Genomic DNA, 16575 nt, shown 5'->3' on the forward strand with positions numbered 1-16575 from the left:
ATGATTTATAGATGGCGCGGGGGCATAAGAAAAGCCCGCCGGAGTGTTCCGACGGGCTTGTTTGCGATCTTATCTCGATCAGGCCGCGGCGCGGACGCGAGCCTTGACGCCGGGCTTGACGTAGACGTCGTGCGTGTGACCGTCGTCGAGCATCAGCAACAGCGTGACGGCATTGGTCAAGTCGCCTGTGCCAATGTCGAGATACGCATCGGCCTGCACCGTGACGCGAAGAACGGGCATCATTCCGTTGCGGTCGGTAGCAGCATTGGTGGTGATTGCATCGAGCGCCGGGGTTTCGGACCACGCGCCGTCGATCACGCCGAACAACGGCTGTTTTGCGCCGAACGGTGCGTCTGCCGGGGCGAACCCGCAAGCGATATGAACATCAGGGAGAGCCATGGGCGTGCCTTTCGATCGATGATGATTGAGCACGTCCTGTGCAGTTGGCGCATATTACCACGCGCTTATTGAGTTTGCACGTGCCGGCAGTCGTCAAGGAATCCTTGTCACCTGCTGGCACGTACACACTGATCGGGAGTGTGGGTTACGCCGACTGCCGCTCTAAAGCACCGATGTCAGGCGCAGCGCCGTACGGCACAGGGTTGCCGGCATAATCAGACGTAAAGCCAAGGTCCACGCCAGCATTGAGGCAAGGCGATCCAGATTGCAGGTTGAAATCGTCGCTGGCTGCATCCACGAAAAGAGGATTGGACAGGACATCGCCTGCCCCAGCCGCCACACCACCTGCCCCAGGCGTCGAGTTGTTGAAATAGTTTGTCGTGTTGCCATGCAAGCAGTTGTTGGTGTTGACCAGAGTGCCGTTTGCCGCTTCCGATGCACGGAAATCAATGGCACGACTAAAGCCTTTGATGATGCCGTTTCGGAATGTAACATCGCCGCCGCCCATACGAAGACCACACTGTCCTGAACCGGGCGTGCCGGAGCAATACAGCGTGTTGTTGTCCGCGCTAAGGCTTGGCCTTTGGGGGCTGTTCGCCACAAATATCGCGCCAAAACCACTGGCCTGCCCCTCTGGAACATACACGATGACATTGTAGTCAAAAACGAACTCCCCGCTGACCGAACCAACGCCACCTGTCGCGAGAATAACAAGTTCCTGATAATTGCCTTTCAGGAAGTTTCTACGCATGGTTACGGATGCGGACGGCTGGTGTCCCATAGCCTCCTTTTCGTTGTCGAGGAAGATACAATCTTCCACAGTACCGCTGGTGGTGTCGTGCGCACTAAAACCATCGCCCGGCGCGGTAGTGCCTCCACGTACCTGACCATTGCGCTCAAAGAGATTGCGTTTTACCACCCAGCCGGACGCTGTTTCGTGCGCTCCACCACCGTCATTGCTATTATAGTTGCAATCACAATCAATAACTTGTGACCCTACACCAGAGCCAGCCAGTTCAAAGCCGTTGAAGCCGAAGAACCAGAAGCGAAGGCCCGAGACGCGGTTATTGTCTCCTGTAGAGTGGAACCCTGTTGCAGTATTGATCGCCCCGTTTATGGGAACCTCAATGTTAAGGGTATTCGGATCGGTGGCCGAGTTTATCCGCAGCACATTCCCTGAAACGCCGAACTGACCGGATGTGAGCGAAGCATATGTGCCGAGAATGAATTTAGTTACCGTCTCGCTGCCGACATCGCCGGACATGGCAAAGCAGTTAAGCGCGGTATACCCAATGTCCTTTTCCCATACGGTGCCGGAAACATTGGACCATCCAGACGTGTGCCGAATGGACCCGAGAAACAGCGGTGGAGCGCCCACGCCATATGCGGCGATTGTCACGTTTGAGGCAGTGTCAGGGCTTATATCACCACGGACAACAATGCCCCGCTGGACGCCGATATTCATGCCACTCGTAATGGTCAACGCATCAAGGCTTGCCTGATCCGTTACCAAATAATCAAAGGAAATACCCGCATTGGTAACGGGAGGGCCTATCGTCTCTAGTGTGACGGTTTCTGCGATTGTCGAGGGGATAGACAACGGGAGCGCGCCCTCAAGCACAATCCATGAAACCCCATTGTTGAGGGAATAACGAAGTTTTGCCATAATCAACCGTTCCCCGTTACAACAACAGAACCGTCAGGCTGGCGGGTCATGATAGCCGTCCATGTCTGGGCGAGAGATAAGACCGCAACTGTGCCGTCTGTCTCACGGCGCAGCGACGTGACACCGCCACCCTTCACGGGGGCGTCACCCAACGCCTGTGCGCCAGTCAGCCGGCGCTTGAGCTTGAGACGTGTCGCGAGCCTGCTCATTCGACGCTCCACACCTCGGCGACATTGCCGCCGATGTTGCCGGAGATATCGACGCGCATCAGCGGCATCGCGTTGTACGCTGCGATGGGATCTTTGATGTCGATTGTGTCGATCTTGACCCACGGCGCAGTCGTCGCGGCACGTGCGAGCACGTCGAACTTGACGTCAAGCGTTTCCGCCTTGACCTGGAACGTCACGATGCCACCGGCAGGCGCGAACGCGCTGCCCTCTTCCGAGGCTTCAACGGTGGTGGTGTGGATAACTTCCATGGGGAACTCTCAGCGGGTGTGGACTGGCACATCCAGCGCCTGAGATGGCTGCACTCTAACCGATGCGGGAGCCAATCTCAACCAGCGAAGATATTCGTTGACAGAGAAGCCGATCGAGGCGAATTTTGCTTGCTGCCTACAAGACAGGTGGCCTCCGTTTTCAAATCCAGATACGGCGGACCATTGGCGATTTTGGCTTTCCTCCCGTTTCGCTGCGACGTAATCCACGGCTGCAACCGATGGGTTTCTGAAAAGGCTCCGTGCTGCCATACGGGGCCTTTTTTCTTGCGGAAATCACCTCACAAAATCGCGCAAAACCGCGTTCGTCGTTCCATCCTCATCCTCCACATCAACACCCCACCACAACCACCTGAAACCAAACCATAAACGCAACGTGGGCGGCATCGCTGCCGCCCACGCTTCCCCGCCGCATCCCCTTTTGGACTGCCAGAACTACCAATCCTCGACCGGATGGACCGGCGTGCTCGCGACCGGCTCCGCAGGCACAACTGCGCCCGGCTTCTGAATACGCACGCCTTGCGTTTTCGGCACGTCAATCGCCAGCCGAACACGCCGGCCGGACTTCTCCTGCATCGTGATTTCGCCGATGCCGTCCAGAACCAAAATCTGTCCCATTTTCATTTCGAGGATCAGCATCGTGCGTCAGCCCTGTTGCAGGTAGCGCTCGTGCGCTGCCGGGTTGGATTTTTCCAGTTTGGCAAGCTCGCGCTCGAAGCCCACACTGTCTTTCTCGGCCAGGCGATCGAGATAGGCAAATTCGCCGCCGTCATCCGCCTCGCTGATATCGGACGCCGGGACGGATGCCAGTGTCGGTGGTGGCGCCGGACGCTTCTTGAGAGGCGTTGCGCCTGCCTTCTTGTCCGTTGGCTTCTTGTCGGCGGTCTCGGCCGGCTTGACGCCATAGGCCGCGGCAACCGTCTTCTGTATCGCCTTGTGGGCACGCTCAAGCAGCGCTGGGTTGGTCGGGTTGTTGACGCCGGCCTGCAGCTTGCGCACCTCGGCATCGAGCAGACCACGAAGCGGCGAATTCGGGCCATATTCCGGATGGTCGCGCGTGAAGTCCTTGACCGTTGTGCCCCAGGTCTTAAGGGCGTGCTTTTTCTCGATGTCGGCCGAGATCTGCTGCGTGTCGATCGCGCGCTGCTGCTTGGCAAGGGCGGCGCTTTGTTCCGAAAACTCCTTGGCCGTCAGTTCACCATCATCGAACTTGGCCGCCAGTTCGTCTCGCGCTGCCTCGATGGCAGCGGCCTTCTCGGCAAAGTCGGGCGGCAAGATCCAGCCTGGCACCTCGTCGTCTTCAAGCGGCTCGTCTTCTTCCTCTGCCGTATCGGGTTCGGCCACAGCGGCAGTATCGGCGGCAACCGCAGCGGCATCACCTTCCGGCGCTTGCTCGCCTTCTTCCTCATCGTCGCCGCCTTCATCGTCTGGGGCGGCTGCGGTTGCGCCGTCATCCTCGGCGGCGCCTTCGCCACCTTCCTCGTCCTCACCGTCCTCGTCTTCGAGCATGCCTTCGCGCTCATCTTCGGTGAGTAGCGCCAGTTCTTCTTCGGTCCACTTCTTGGCCGCCATGATCAATCCCTCATCCAAGTCCAATTTGCTCCGGTGCCGCCTGGGCGCCCGGTGCGGGTTGCTGTTGCTGTGCCTGCTGTTCGGCCATTGCCTGTTGTTGCTGGGCCGCCTGCGCTGCGCGCTGCTCGGCTTCCGTGCGCGAGACGTAACCCGCCTCGTGCAGCATGGCGTCGGCCATATCTGCGGTGTTGGGGGCTACCGCCGCGGCTGCTGCTGTCTCGACGGCGGTGCGTTGCGATTCCGTGTTGACCTTGGCCACACGCGCATCGAGTTCACGGGCGGCGGCCTCATCTCGTGCCGCCTTTGCGGTCAACGCGCGCAATTCGCCCATGATTTGCGTTAACTGCAGTTCTTGCTGCTTCCCGGCCGCCTGCTTGCGCTCAATCTGTTCCGGATCGTTCTCGTCTGCGTCGGGGTCCACCATGCCGGTGACCTGACGAATGCGCTTGACCAGTTCGTCGCGGCTCGGGATGTCCATGCTCTCGACAATGAGATCGAGGCTCACCATGACCACCTGCGGTGCAACGCCAGCAAGCTTGCCCAACAAGTCGAGCAATTCCGCCACCTGCGCCTGCCGCACGGACGCGCGCCAATCTTCCTCCGAAATCACGTAATCGGCCTTGGAGCGCACGATGTCGTTCTCGGGCATACCGTCGTTGATGGTCGGATATTCCGCGCTGCCACGTTGGTTCGTGATGCGGAACTGCTTTTTCTCGCTCATGAACTGCTCCATGAGGGATAGCTGCTTCTCGCCGCGCACCTGCTGGGCCAGCCGCAGATTGTCGAACAGGTGCGCAGTGGCAAGCGCGCCCTGCTCCTGCCTGGCGGTGATGGCAACGCCCGAAACGGCATTGGTGGAGCGGCCAAGGTTCTCGTCAGTGACGCCGCCGACCTGCTGCACCATCTGGATGTTTCGCGACATCATTTCGAGGTGGTACTGGGACAGATCGCGATCGGCGTCGATCTTGAGTTCTGACCCCTTCTTTTTGACGATCACCGCATCAGGGCGGGAAACTTCCTCAATGAACTTGTCGATATCGTCGACCGCGTCATCGTCCATGATGACCTTGTTCGTGGAGAGGATGTGCAGCGCCTTCGATGCGCGCTTGTTGATGTCGATCTGGATGTCGCGAATGTTGCGGATGATGCCATACGGCAAGCCGTCACGCCCGCGGCGCTTGTTCCAAACAGGTGTGAAGGGGAACCGGTTATGGCGATAAGGGCTTTGGCTCAACCAAAGCATGCCATTCGTGGTGAACAGGGCGACATACATGCGCATGGCGGGCTTTTTGACCACCTCGGCTTCGCCGCGCTCCACCTGGTCCAAATGGCCCGGCGAGTATTGATCATAGACCTCGCCCTGGAACATCCCGCCGCGCATGCGTTCCATTTGGACCGGAAGCTTGAACCACAATTCGATGATTCGCGTGCGCTGGCGCTGGTAGCCGGTGATGTGGCTGGAAACCTGTCCGCTTTCGCCCTGCCCTTCATTCTCGATTTCGATTTGGTCCATGACCTCGTCGCCATAGGTATCAAGGCTGTGATAGGAGTTTGCGTCATCAACGGAGCGGGAGAGAAGCACCTTGCGCTTGGGGAACATGGCGCAAGCCACGTCCAGATCCACCCATTTGCTGCGGCCGATGTAGCGACCGTCTTCGAGATCCAGCTGCGTGGCGCTGCTGTCATAGATCATGTTGCGCCAATTTTCATAGCGCGCATAGATGGGTTCGCCCTCGTCGTCGCCCTGCCAGCCATCCTCCATCCAGCCGAGGCCGACCTTGGCCGCGTCTTCGAACGCTCGGCTGACTTCGAACCCCGTCCTGTTGACGTCAGACAGGTATTTCATCAGTTCGGACTTGCGCCGTGCCGGCTCGCCATCTTCCTTGCGGCGCGGCAGCACCTTGAAATCGGTTCGGGCGCGCTTTTCGCTGCCGATCACCCAATCCAGCGTGGTCGCCACGACGTTGAAGACGAGAGGCACCTGCCCGCGATCACGCAGCACCTGCTCCTCATCTTCGGTCCACTGGATGTTGTCGTAAAAATCCTCGTCGATCGCCATGGAACGGCGGTTATCCGCCTGCCGATCCACTTCGCGCTGCCAGATATCGAGCAAACGCCCGTGCAGGCTCTGCATTTGCGCGCTGTCGAGCTTGTTGCCCGCCAGAGGGCGCTCCATTGGGACGCCATCTGCGGGAATCGGGCTGTCATATTTTTTCTTGCGGACTGATCCGTCATCGGCGCGCAGGTCGAACATCAGGCGTTCGCCCCGCAGATATGATCATCCGTCGAAAATTTCGGTCTCACGCAGCACTTCCCCTGTATCCCCGTCGAACAACGTGGCGTCGGCCACGGCATTGCGGTTGTCCGCCTGGTAGGGAGGAATTGTGAGAAGATCGCCGAGCATGTCACAGATGAACATCGCAAGCCGAATGACGGTGCGGGGGTTTTCTGCCGAGAGGCCGAGTGTGCTTGCAAAATCCATGGCAATCGGGGCGGCTTGGGAAGGATCTCCGATCCTATCGTCCCAAATCCAGGCGCGATCCTGCGTGATAACGCAAGGTCGCATCCTCTCGTCTTTCTCCCTGCCCGCCGGGATAAGAACCATGCACGGACGAAAACTCTTTTCGATCCGTATCCAGGTGCCAATAGCTGTAACGCCTTCGCGCGTTTTTGTCCATTGCGCGCGCGCTAGATCGATGTCTGGTGTCATGATCGCATCCTTTTTCTGTGTTTAAACGACAAGGCCGCTTCTGTTGCGGCGCGTTGGGATGGTTTTCCGGCCGCCGGTGACCGCAAGGCGGCGCACTTCTTCTCGGGCCTGTGCCTTCTGGCGCAGAGCGTCGGCAGCGTGCTGGTGACCGTTCTTCTTTGGTGCGTCGGACCACACGCCCATGTTCTCGTTCCAGCTTTTGGTATAGCCCTCGAGGTGGATGAGGCCGTCTTTGCAGCCCTCCTCGTCGAAGACGTAATTGACGAAATCCTCCTTGAGCGCTGGCATGGCTGCGGCCATCAGATCGGGAGTGCGCTCGACGATATGGACGTTGCGAAGGCCAAGGCCTTCAATCATCTGCTGGGGTGTTTCGATGACCATCGCGCCCGGGCGACGGTGCGCAGCGTCGTGCGGCAACCAGTGATGACCGTAGACGTAACCGCGCCGCTGGAACTCTGCCATGATGTACGAGTAAGGCTCGCCCGAGCACTCGAAATAGCCGATGAAATGATCCATCAGCCCCACCGCCTGGTGGAACCATATGGCGATGTCGTCGCCGACGCCGATATCCCAAAATGTGTTGACCGGTAGTTCCGGCCGATATGGCACGCGCGTGATGCGGTTTTGCTGACGCGCAATGGAAATCTGCTTGCCAAGGATCAGGCCGTCCGTGCCGACCTTAAACGCTTCCTCGACCGTTGACGGGTGCTCCTGCCACATTTTCTCCTCGTCGTCAGAGAAGTCGTTGAGGCGGGTGGCTACATACCAGGCGCGCTTGCGCAGCGAGATCGGTTGCCCGATCAGCACTTCCAACTCGTCGAAGTATTTGTGGTCCTTCGGCGTGATGATGATGCCTTCAGGCTCTGTCTCGTATTCGTCTGCGTCCCACCAGCTGGCGAAGTGCAAACGATATTCGAGCCGCCCCAGCTTCTTCCCAAGCTCGGCATTGGCCTTGGCCGTCATCACCATGTTGTAATAGGCGCCGGCGCGGCCCTTTGCCGTGCTTTCGATAAAGACAATCCCCTGCGCTGCAGCGGGGAGCGCACCGGTGATGATCTTCTCAGCGCGGCGCGGGCTTTCGAAGCAGATGATGCCGAACTCGGAGACGTGCAGCCAGTTTAGCGTATCGCCGCGGGCCGATGTGGAGACCTGAATTGACGAACCGTTGGCGAATGCCTTTTCCGTCACGTTGTCCGTCGTAATCGGCACCGCCTTTCGGATCACCCACGGCAAACGCTCATACGCAAACTCAATCTTGTTGCGCATGATCTTCGACGCTGTTGATGCGTCCTGGGCAATGATGGCCGCCTTCTGGTTTTCTTTGAACAGGCAGGCGTCGAGGATCAGGATCTGGATCAGCGTCGAGAACCCGCGCTGGCGCGCCTTGGGCACAATGTTACGGTGCCAAAGCCGCTTGAGGAGGCGTTCCTGCGCCCGGTTGGGCTTAAACAGGACAGTCTCACCATCCTTGTCGAGGATGTAATAGAGGTTACGCAGCCGCCACCACTGGTCCTTCAGCTTTTCCATAAGCTGTTGCTCAGACATGGCTGCGAGATGTTCATACATCGTCTTCGTTTACCGGCAGAATGGACGAATGCCCGGCGTCATTGCGGTCCTCGTAAACTGGCTCGATCGTGTTGCCGGAAATCTCCCGCAGGAACTGGGCGAGCGGGGATTCCGGCGCGACGTCATGCTTGTGGTGCTGCGTGGTGCGCCATTCTGCCGGCCGGCGGTTGTACAGCCATGCCAGCGCTGCCTTTGTGTCCGGCGGCACGTGCTCGATAGTGTCGAGACGAACCACTTCCTTGTCGACCACGACGATCTTCTCGCTGTCGAACGAATAGCCGACGGCACGGCGGAACAGGCTTTGCTCCACCTTGGCGTCTGCGGCTTCCTTGCCCATCTCCATCGCGGCGCGGAAATCGTCGTTCTCGATCTTCCAGCGATAGAGCGTGCGCACCGAAACCTCGAAGAACTGCGCCACTTCCAGATCGGTGGCGCCAAGCTTTGCCAGTTTCTCGGCCTGGGTGATCATCTTCACGTCGAACGACGATGGCCGCCCGCCAAGGTTCTGCACGACGAGTGGCTTTTTGGCTTTTGCCGCCGGCTTGCGCTTGGCCGGCGCCTTCGGTTTTGCCTTGGAAACCGGCTTTTTGGCCGCCTTTGGCTTGGCGGCTTTCGTCGTCTTGTCGTCGGCGACTGCTGGCTTTGCCTTTGCCTTCGCAGGCGTGCGCTTTTGCGTCGTGGCTGGTTGTGCCTTGCGTGGTGCCATTACCCGGTTCCCTTCGGGCTTGCGTCGGCATCGCAGAGGGCCGAGACATCACGCCGGCCCCTGACGCCAGCGATCAGCGCGCGAACGCGGGCGATGGCTTCGGGCGATTTCTTTTCGGGCTTGGGCGGCGCGATGGATGCGGCCTTGAGCTTTTCCCGCGCCAGATCGTTAGCCATCGTGCGTGCTTCTGTGCGGGCGAGGCTCGCAAGCTGGGCCGTCCGCGGGATGTAATCGGGGTTTACTCCCTCGTACTCACCACGGATCAGCTTTGCGACCGTGCGCTTGAGGGCGGAGGCAGGAATTCCAGCAAGCGCAAAGGCGTAGACGGTCGGGGCCTGCTGCGGGTCGATCGAGGATGGAAGGACCATCCCGGCCGTCAGCAACGAACTGATGGCATCGGAAACGTCCGTGTTGGTCGCAGTCGGAAGGCGCTCAGTGCGCGCGGAAATCTCGGTCTGCGAGGTCGATTGTGGTGCCGGCAAATTCGTCATCGGGTGCTCCTCTTGGTCTGCCGTGGCGGGCAAAAGCGTCAACTGCGGCCTGGTGCCGTTGCTGGTGTGGCGTTGGCGCCGGCGGCCCGGTATTCCGCGTCATGCCGCCCTTGTCCTGCTCCCGCATCAGCCATTGCACGACGAAGCGGCGCATCCCTCTGGCGGTCTTGCGTTTGGCCGGATTGGCGATGAGCCATTGCCGGATGCCCTGCAGCTTCAGCCGCACGTCAACAGCCGGGAAAGCCTTGGTCCATTCGTCGATGTCTGCGGCGGTTATCGCTACCTGCTGATCCTGCGTAGCCGGAAGCTCGATCACCGTCGGCGAGGCCGGTGCCGATTTCGGCTCCGGGCAAACATCCGAACGAAGTGAGGATGTATCTATGTTGTCGGTTAAAGGTGGCACGCGCGTATCACTGCATTTGCTATCCACATGCAGTGCATTTGCATTCGGCTTGCTCTTCTCGTGCTTTGCATATCGAGCATTGCTTGCCGCACGGCGCTTTTCGATGATGTCGTCAGCCTTGGAAAGCTCGGCATCAATGCGCCGATGCTGCCAGTTCGGGCCAAACAGCATCGCCAGAACGTCGCGGCTTTCTGCCCACTGCTCGGCGTTCAGTTTGGCGATGCGAGCAATCAGGCGCTCGTTCTCGGGCAGCTGGCCGTTCTGCCAATAGTGCATGATCAGCAGAAGGTAGGCGCCGTGCTCCGTCGCCGTCAGGTGGCCCGTGTCGGCGAGATAGTCTGCGATATGAAGTGGCATCCACGCACGATTGCTCACGCTGCCCTCCTCACGATGCCAAGATCCTCGATCAGCGTAATTGCCTGATCGAGACCATAGGTGACGTAGAAGGGGATTCCGCGAGCGATGCAGAGAGACTGAAACTCCCTCTGCGGCCCGGAAAGCTTTCCCGTTGTCGTCTTCAGTTCAAGGTAACCGTGCAGCCGCGGCGGCGCGATCAGGATCAGGTCAGGAAGGCCCGGCGTGAGACCAGGTTGCCCGAACGCGCGCTGGTTCGGGATGGCGGCGATGAATGTGCCCGGCAGGCCGATGGTGCGCCAGCGGTCCAAAACAGCCTTCTGGATGTCTGTCTCGCGGACGTCGCTCATACCTTGCTTGCCTTCCTGATCATGCTATCGACCATGCGTTCGGCGCGCGTGCCGGCGCTATAGGAAAGGCGCGAATGGAACCGGCAGTAAGATCGATCTGGCTCAGTGCTTCCGGCGCAGAACAGCATGTGTTCACCCTCGCCAGACATCGGCCACTTGCATTCGTTCTTGGCGAGATTGATCAACCTGACGCGCTCGACGTCCGGCGCACCAATGACCGGCAGAACAAACTCCGGCTCGGGCTCCGGCGCCTTCACGGCAACGGGCGGCGCAGCAACGCGCGGCATGCTGTTGAACTTGCTGACCTGCCGTGCGAGCGCCGGACGCGCGATGCGCGGCACCGATGGCTTCTCGGCGTCCGGGCCACGTTCGGTGATGCCCATGCGGTGCATCTTGCCGATGATGGCATTGCGCGAGATCCCGCCCATCTCAAGGGCGATAGCGCTAGCGCTTTTCCCGTCCGTCCAGAGCTTCATCGCTTTGGCGGTATTTTCTTCATTCCAGAAACCGGTATCCATGGTCATTCTGCCGCCACCATCCGCGTCAATTCCCGACGCACGTTGCATTCCGCCAATAGCTGCACCATCCGGGGCGGCACGCTGTTGCCGACCAGGTGATACTTCTGTGTTTTGGTAAGCCTCACCGCTTGGCCGTCGAGCATGATCGTTTCCGGCAAGCTGCCTTTGGCAAACCCATGCGCAGCGGCGCCTTCTTCCGGTTCCAGCATCCGCATTCCGATGTCGGTAATGACGAATGTCTCGCGGCCGACCTTGACGGTCACAAGTCCATGCCGTGCCTTGGCCGTCAGCGCCCCGAGCGGCGCATCCAGTGACTGGTCTTGGCCGCCCGTGCCATAATAGTGTTGCAGGAAGCCAAGGATCAGGCCGGCATGGTTGCCGGATGCGCACAGCGCAGAAACCGGCTCGCGGGCATCGCGGCCAGCCTTGTCGCTTCCCCGCAAATTCAACATCGAGGCGGCAATCACGCCCTGCTGCGATCCTGATGCAGTGAGGGCGGACATGGGTTCCGTCGCTTCGCGGCCTGGGTTAACGCCTCCGTCTCTTCGGACGTCGTTGTTGTGCTGTGCAAGAAATGCCGCGATCAGCGCCGTCTTGCCTTGCCCTTCGGAAACAAGGGTCGGCACCGGCTCGTCAATGTCGGCGCCATTGCTCTCGCCGAACTGACGCTGCAGGGAAGCGGCCACCAACGCTGTTTTGGCTGTGCCCTCAAATGTCGGCGCAGGTTCCGCCATTTCGGCACCGGTACTGCCAGAAAACTGACGCTGCAAAGACGCCGCAATCACCGCCGCTTTGCTCCCGCCAGCGACAACCGTCCCCAGCGGCTCCATGATATCAAGCGATCGCGGCGCCTGGCCTTCTCGCTCTCCGTATCCACACTGAACCATGGTCGCGGCCATAAGCCCGAGCGGAACGGCGCCACCGGGGCGTTTGTTGAAGCCATTTGCCGTGAAGGTTGGCAACGGCTCAAGCATGTCGCTGCCGACCGCACCGGTGCGGAACTTCGCAATCGACGGCACCGCCACCGAAAGCTCACCACGATGGGCTGTCGTCAGAGTGCGCAGCGGATCGTCAAGCGAATGCACACGATCCGCGCCGCTATGCGTGATGGGCACGATGAAAGGCTTTGCAGCCTCCACCACGTAGCGCATCACCCCACGGGCAGTGCGGCGCAGCGTGGCCGGCGCCAGATCCTTCTTACGGCCGAAAATGGATTTCACCGCCAAGGACCAGTCAATGATCGTATGCGCACCGACCCACGGCTTCAGGCCAAGCCGCTTGGCATCCTTCCGAGGCGCATGCGTGCGCTCCGGCCAGACGATTTCACCGCCATTGGCCTGCGCCACGCCGAAGAAACGTTTGCGGATGGTCGGGACGCCATAGTCAGCACAGACGAGCACGCGGCCTTCAAACCGATAGCCGAGGCCAGCCATATGCTTCAGCCAAGCCTTCCAGATGCGACCCTTGTGTTTCGGATCGGGGATCAGCCATTGATCGGCAACGGGAACGCGCTCGCCCTTGGCGGCAACTGATCCGTCCAGACGCATGACACGGCCGGTTTCCGGGCAGCGCTTGGCGACCAACGGCCCCCAAGTCTGGATTTCCGGCACATTCTCCAGTGTGATAGTTTCCGGCTCCACCTGCCCTGCCCAGCGGCACACGACCCAAGCCAGCGAACGACGCCGCTTTGATACCGGCTTGCCGCCCTTGGCGACGGAAAAGTGAGTGCAGTCCGGCGAGGCATGCAGGACACGAACGCCGCGGCCCCGGGTTGCCTGACGTGGGCAAACTTCGAAGACGTCGCAGCGCTCATGGCGCGTGTGCGGATGCCGGGCCTTGTGAACGGCAACGGCGATCGGGTCATGGTTGATGGCGAGGTGGACATGGAAGCCTGCGGCTTCCAGCCCATCGCACCCGCCGCCCATGCCGGCGAAGAGAACCACAGTCATGCGGTTATCAAGATCGAAGGGCGCGGCCCTCGGATGCGTCATGATGTTCATTGCGCATCACGCCTCCGCTTCGTCGGCGACGATCATGCCGAGCGCGGCCAAATACGTGTCGAGGATCAGATCTTCCTCGGCGCGCTCCTGCTCATCCTTTTTGCGCAGCGCAATGACGCGCTTCAGGATGGCCGTGTCAAAGCCCATGGATTTGGCTTCTCCATAGACGTCCTTGATGTCGTCGGCGATTGTCTTCTTTTCTTCTTCCAGACGCTCGATGCGCTCGACAAAGGCGCGGAGCTGGTCGCGGGCAACGCCATGGGCAGTATCAGTCATCGTATGTTCCTTCGTTGGGGTGCTGCTGTTTAATCCGGTGGGCGATCCGTCGGATTTTCTGGTGAGCTTCGTTCTCGCTCATCACGCGAAGGCGCTGCTGCGGCCGATGGCGCGCCTCGACGACTGTGACGATGCTGAAATTCTCGGAAACGTGGATCCCGAACTGGCGGGTCCAAATGGTGCGGAGGCCAAGCTTGATGGCTTGGCAGACGAAGGGCGTCCAGATGACGGCGCGAACCTCTGCGATCGACGTGCCGGCCGCCTCGCAATGTGCTGCGGCCTCTTCCTGACGATCCTCGAAGCAGCCTTCAGCAGCAACGAAAAGGATGCGCTGCACGTATCGTGTCACCGCGTGATAGGTGACGCGCTCCGGCGTGAAATAGCCGTCACCGTGGGTGATCTGCATCGCCGGCTCCCCTGCGCCTGGGAAGCGCCATGTCATAGGCGTGGACGAGGGCCGAAAGTGCGATGCGTGTGTTCTGCACTTCGTGAGCTGGGCGAGCGCGCGGGCCTTGCCCGAACGTGTTGAGCCACCAGATCTTGCTCTGGATCTGACGCTGAAGGCTGTTGCGAATGGCATCGACCGACATTTCGCGGGTGCGCGCCTGCGCCATCGCTTCATCCAGCTGCGCCTGCTCGGCATTGGAAATCAGCCGCTTGATGCTGTCACTCTGCTGTTTCATCGCGCCACCTGCCGCAGCTTGTCGCGCTCAAGGCGAAGGCGCTCGATCTCCTGATCAAGCTCCAGCGCGCGTTCTGTCTGCGCGGCGCGCTCCATCCACCCGGCAGGGCGCGTCACAGACGTCTGCAACAGCGCCGGCCCGAAGACGAAGATGAGGCGCACGAAGTGATCAACGGTCGGCCGCGAACGCCCGATCAGCCAGTTCTCGACGGTAGCCGCCGGAATCCCTGTCTCTGCCTCCACATTTTGGCAGGTTGAGCGCGGGTATTCCTGGCGGAGCCAGTCGACAAGGCCGTCTCGGGTGAAAGCGGCGAATTTCCCGCAGTTCTGCGGGAAGGAAGAGGCAGACCCCCGCCCGCCCTTTGAGGCATCTTGAAATCGTGGGGTTTCGATCTCGCAGAAGCCGAAAGGGCGAGCGGCGTTGGACGGCAGGGCAATCAGGGGCGTGTTGCGGACACGGGGGTACCCGATCATGGCCTGCCGGCCAAAGCGCGGAAGAAAGCGCGTAACGCTGCGGCAGAAACGAGAGAACGCATCTGCTTTCGCGGGCGGGGGTGTGAAGGCGCCGGCAACGCAATACGAGGAGACCGGCTTATCCAGCGAACGAGGACCGCTGAAATAGGGAAACGAAAGGGAATTTGCTTGCGTGCGAATCATGATTTGCCCGCCATCTGACGGCGCTCGACAATGAAGGCGCGCACGTCTTGTTCTGTTGTTGTTAGGATCCCGCGCCCGGCACGCAGGCGCTTGACCAATTCGGTGTTGCCGCATGCAGCGCGGCCGAAATAGCTCGGTCCCATGCCAGTGTCGGCGAGGAACTTGTCAATCTCGTCAATCAAAGGAGTGTCGGTTCGTGTGGTCATGTCCGGAAACATACGTCCGCTATAGCGGACAGTCAACCGCCATCTATAGCGTTCGTGCAAATCGAGCCGAAATCGCTACAAATACTGGTATGGGCAAGGCGGACGAAGATATGACCGGATGGCGGGAGCGGCTGAAAGAAGCCGTCGAAAGAACAGGCAGATCGTATGCCGACGTAGCTGTTTCATGCGGTTTGAGCCGCGGCTATTTCACGAATATCTTTAAGGACGGCAAAGAGCCCACGATAGGCAACCTGATCATCATCAGTCAGGAGATAGGCGTAAGCCTGTCGCACGTCATCTATGGCTACGAGCTGACGCCGCAGACTGAGGAAATACTGGCGCTGATGGAGGCAAACCCGGATCTGCGGGACGGGGTTCTGAAGATCCTGCGCGCGCAATCAGGGCGTTGATCTCAGCGATTGAGCGGTCCAGCTGGGCTGGCGTCATTCTTTGCAGCAGCAACGAAAAAGTTGAAATCTTCATCAATAAACTCCCATACCCCAACTGATATGATGACTAAACAAGCAGAGTGGCAAGTGTGATAATTCACAAAGCCCCAAATTGAGACAATCATGGCGCGCACTCGACAATTCATCGCTGGCCCCGCCGCCGCATTATTGTGTTTTGTCAATTTCGGGTGGTTGCATTGCGAAGCAATGGAATTTGCGGTTGATTTTAAACGACAAAGTATCACAGCCGATGGCGTGATCGATCACGGCGACGGGGACGTTTTCCGCTCCATGCTCGCCGACGGCACCGCCGCAGGCTTCTCCATGCACCTGAATTCCCCTGGCGGCACCGTCGACGACGGCTTGGATATCGGCCGGCTAGTGCGGCGATGGAATATTTCAACCACCGTCAATGCCGGCGATACGTGCGTATCTGCCTGTTTGCTTGTTTTTATCGGCGGGGAACGCCGAACAGTGGCGCCGGGCGGGCGCCTTGGATCGCATCAATTCCGATGGGAAACCCCGCCCGATGCGTCGGCCGCAGCGATGGTGGCCGCAACGCAAGAACTATCCTCACAGATCCTCTGGCACTTCACTTCAATGCAGATCAATCCGGAGGCTTTTGCCGTCATAATGGCAACGCCAGCTGACCAGGTTACCTACTTTAATGCAGAGCAGATGCAGCGTTACCGCCTCACTGGCGAGACTGTCGACGCGCCTCAGTCGATTGGCGGCACGATTACCCTCCCTCCCGGCAAGAAAAAGCCCGGATGCCCATTCCCCGACAACTTTGCATTCCATGATCCGCTAAGGCTTATGACGCATTGCTACTGAAACATTTGCGTCCTCTATAGATGATTTCATGTTGACACGTCCGCTATAGCGGATATTATCAACTCCACAAATGGTTGCGCAATGCGCCGCCGCACCGTGGAGACCTACCCCATGAAAATCGCCGCATTTTGCGTAGGCGCGCTCGCGCTTGCTTGCCTGTGCCTGCCTGACAGTTCGATGGCGACGTGCCTGAAGCACGCCAGCCTCGATACCTGCCACTACACCATGATCCGGTGAGGT

The 16575-nt window shown here is 59.7% G+C and carries 22 protein-coding genes; 3 read left to right on the plus strand and 19 right to left on the minus strand.

What is annotated here, in order from left to right; translation table 11 throughout:
- Positions 1–78: 78 nt before the first annotated feature.
- The 19 genes from AC4CWH_RS07945 to AC4CWH_RS08035 all read right to left on the minus strand — a co-directional run bounded on the left by AC4CWH_RS07945 (position 79) and on the right by AC4CWH_RS08035 (position 15052).
- A complete protein-coding gene (locus AC4CWH_RS07945; protein ID WP_491321110.1) occupies positions 79–399 on the minus strand; it encodes a hypothetical protein in 321 nt (106 codons plus the stop codon).
- A 145-nt stretch (positions 400–544) separates the two neighbouring features.
- Positions 545–2065, minus strand: coding sequence for a right-handed parallel beta-helix repeat-containing protein (locus tag AC4CWH_RS07950; RefSeq protein ID WP_491321111.1), 1521 nt, complete (start codon positions 2063–2065; stop codon positions 545–547).
- A gap of 205 nt (positions 2066–2270) precedes the next feature.
- Positions 2271–2543, minus strand: coding sequence for a hypothetical protein (locus AC4CWH_RS07955; protein ID WP_491321112.1), 273 nt, complete (start codon positions 2541–2543; stop codon positions 2271–2273).
- A gap of 453 nt (positions 2544–2996) precedes the next feature.
- Complete coding sequence (locus AC4CWH_RS07960; protein WP_491321113.1) at positions 2997–3200, minus strand: hypothetical protein; 204 nt, start codon at positions 3198–3200, stop codon at positions 2997–2999.
- A gap of 6 nt (positions 3201–3206) precedes the next feature.
- The gene (locus AC4CWH_RS07965) at positions 3207–4133 is read right to left on the minus strand and encodes a hypothetical protein (RefSeq protein WP_491321114.1); all 927 of its coding nucleotides are present in this window, start codon (positions 4131–4133) and stop codon (positions 3207–3209) included.
- Positions 4134–4143: 10 nt separating this feature from the next.
- Positions 4144–6387, minus strand: coding sequence for a portal protein (locus tag AC4CWH_RS07970; protein WP_491321115.1), 2244 nt, complete (start codon positions 6385–6387; stop codon positions 4144–4146).
- A 24-nt stretch (positions 6388–6411) separates the two neighbouring features.
- Positions 6412–6843: a hypothetical protein gene (locus AC4CWH_RS07975; protein ID WP_491321116.1), complete on the minus strand. Its 432-nt coding sequence runs from the start codon at positions 6841–6843 to the stop codon at positions 6412–6414.
- A 21-nt stretch (positions 6844–6864) separates the two neighbouring features.
- Complete coding sequence (locus tag AC4CWH_RS07980; protein ID WP_491321117.1) at positions 6865–8370, minus strand: hypothetical protein; 1506 nt, start codon at positions 8368–8370, stop codon at positions 6865–6867.
- A 31-nt stretch (positions 8371–8401) separates the two neighbouring features.
- On the minus strand, positions 8402–9115 hold the full coding sequence (locus AC4CWH_RS07985) for a hypothetical protein (RefSeq protein ID WP_491321118.1): 714 nt from the start codon (positions 9113–9115) through the stop codon (positions 8402–8404).
- Positions 9115–9606, minus strand: a complete 492-nt coding sequence (locus AC4CWH_RS07990; protein WP_491321119.1) for a hypothetical protein — start codon at positions 9604–9606, stop codon at positions 9115–9117. The genes AC4CWH_RS07985 and AC4CWH_RS07990 overlap by 1 nt, the downstream gene beginning before the upstream one ends.
- On the minus strand, positions 9548–10384 hold the full coding sequence (locus AC4CWH_RS07995) for a YdaU family protein (protein WP_491321120.1): 837 nt from the start codon (positions 10382–10384) through the stop codon (positions 9548–9550). The genes AC4CWH_RS07990 and AC4CWH_RS07995 overlap by 59 nt, the downstream gene beginning before the upstream one ends.
- Positions 10381–10713, minus strand: a complete 333-nt coding sequence (locus AC4CWH_RS08000) for a VRR-NUC domain-containing protein (RefSeq protein WP_491321121.1) — start codon at positions 10711–10713, stop codon at positions 10381–10383. The genes AC4CWH_RS07995 and AC4CWH_RS08000 overlap by 4 nt, the downstream gene beginning before the upstream one ends.
- On the minus strand, positions 10710–11237 hold the full coding sequence (locus AC4CWH_RS08005; protein WP_491321122.1) for a GcrA family cell cycle regulator: 528 nt from the start codon (positions 11235–11237) through the stop codon (positions 10710–10712). Before AC4CWH_RS08005 ends, AC4CWH_RS08000 begins: the two co-directional genes overlap by 4 nt.
- Complete coding sequence (locus AC4CWH_RS08010) at positions 11234–13231, minus strand: DNA cytosine methyltransferase (RefSeq protein WP_491321123.1); 1998 nt, start codon at positions 13229–13231, stop codon at positions 11234–11236. The genes AC4CWH_RS08005 and AC4CWH_RS08010 overlap by 4 nt, the downstream gene beginning before the upstream one ends.
- A 6-nt stretch (positions 13232–13237) precedes the next feature.
- Positions 13238–13507 (minus strand): DUF2312 domain-containing protein, encoded by a 270-nt coding sequence (locus tag AC4CWH_RS08015; protein ID WP_491321124.1) that lies wholly within the window; start codon positions 13505–13507, stop codon positions 13238–13240.
- Complete coding sequence (locus AC4CWH_RS08020; RefSeq protein WP_491321125.1) at positions 13500–13913, minus strand: hypothetical protein; 414 nt, start codon at positions 13911–13913, stop codon at positions 13500–13502. The genes AC4CWH_RS08015 and AC4CWH_RS08020 overlap by 8 nt, the downstream gene beginning before the upstream one ends.
- Entirely contained in the window at positions 13894–14190 is a 297-nt protein-coding gene (locus tag AC4CWH_RS08025; RefSeq protein WP_491321126.1) for a hypothetical protein, read from the minus strand. Before AC4CWH_RS08025 ends, AC4CWH_RS08020 begins: the two co-directional genes overlap by 20 nt.
- Complete coding sequence (locus tag AC4CWH_RS08030; protein WP_491321127.1) at positions 14187–14846, minus strand: hypothetical protein; 660 nt, start codon at positions 14844–14846, stop codon at positions 14187–14189. The genes AC4CWH_RS08025 and AC4CWH_RS08030 overlap by 4 nt, the downstream gene beginning before the upstream one ends.
- Positions 14843–15052, minus strand: coding sequence for a hypothetical protein (locus AC4CWH_RS08035; protein ID WP_491321128.1), 210 nt, complete (start codon positions 15050–15052; stop codon positions 14843–14845). Before AC4CWH_RS08035 ends, AC4CWH_RS08030 begins: the two co-directional genes overlap by 4 nt.
- Before the next feature lie 89 nt (positions 15053–15141).
- On the opposite strand from AC4CWH_RS08035, the gene AC4CWH_RS08040 reads away from it, so the two are divergent.
- From AC4CWH_RS08040 to AC4CWH_RS08050, 3 genes are all read left to right on the plus strand, one after another.
- On the plus strand, positions 15142–15462 hold the full coding sequence (locus AC4CWH_RS08040; RefSeq protein WP_491321129.1) for a helix-turn-helix domain-containing protein: 321 nt from the start codon (positions 15142–15144) through the stop codon (positions 15460–15462).
- A gap of 162 nt (positions 15463–15624) precedes the next feature.
- On the plus strand, positions 15625–16335 hold the full coding sequence (locus tag AC4CWH_RS08045) for a COG3904 family protein (RefSeq protein ID WP_491321130.1): 711 nt from the start codon (positions 15625–15627) through the stop codon (positions 16333–16335).
- 111 nt (positions 16336–16446) lie between these two features.
- The gene (locus tag AC4CWH_RS08050; protein ID WP_491321131.1) at positions 16447–16572 is read left to right on the plus strand and encodes a hypothetical protein; all 126 of its coding nucleotides are present in this window, start codon (positions 16447–16449) and stop codon (positions 16570–16572) included.
- The last annotated feature ends 3 nt before the right edge of the window (positions 16573–16575 follow it).

The organism is Neorhizobium sp. PAMB6716 (genome assembly GCF_058242805.1).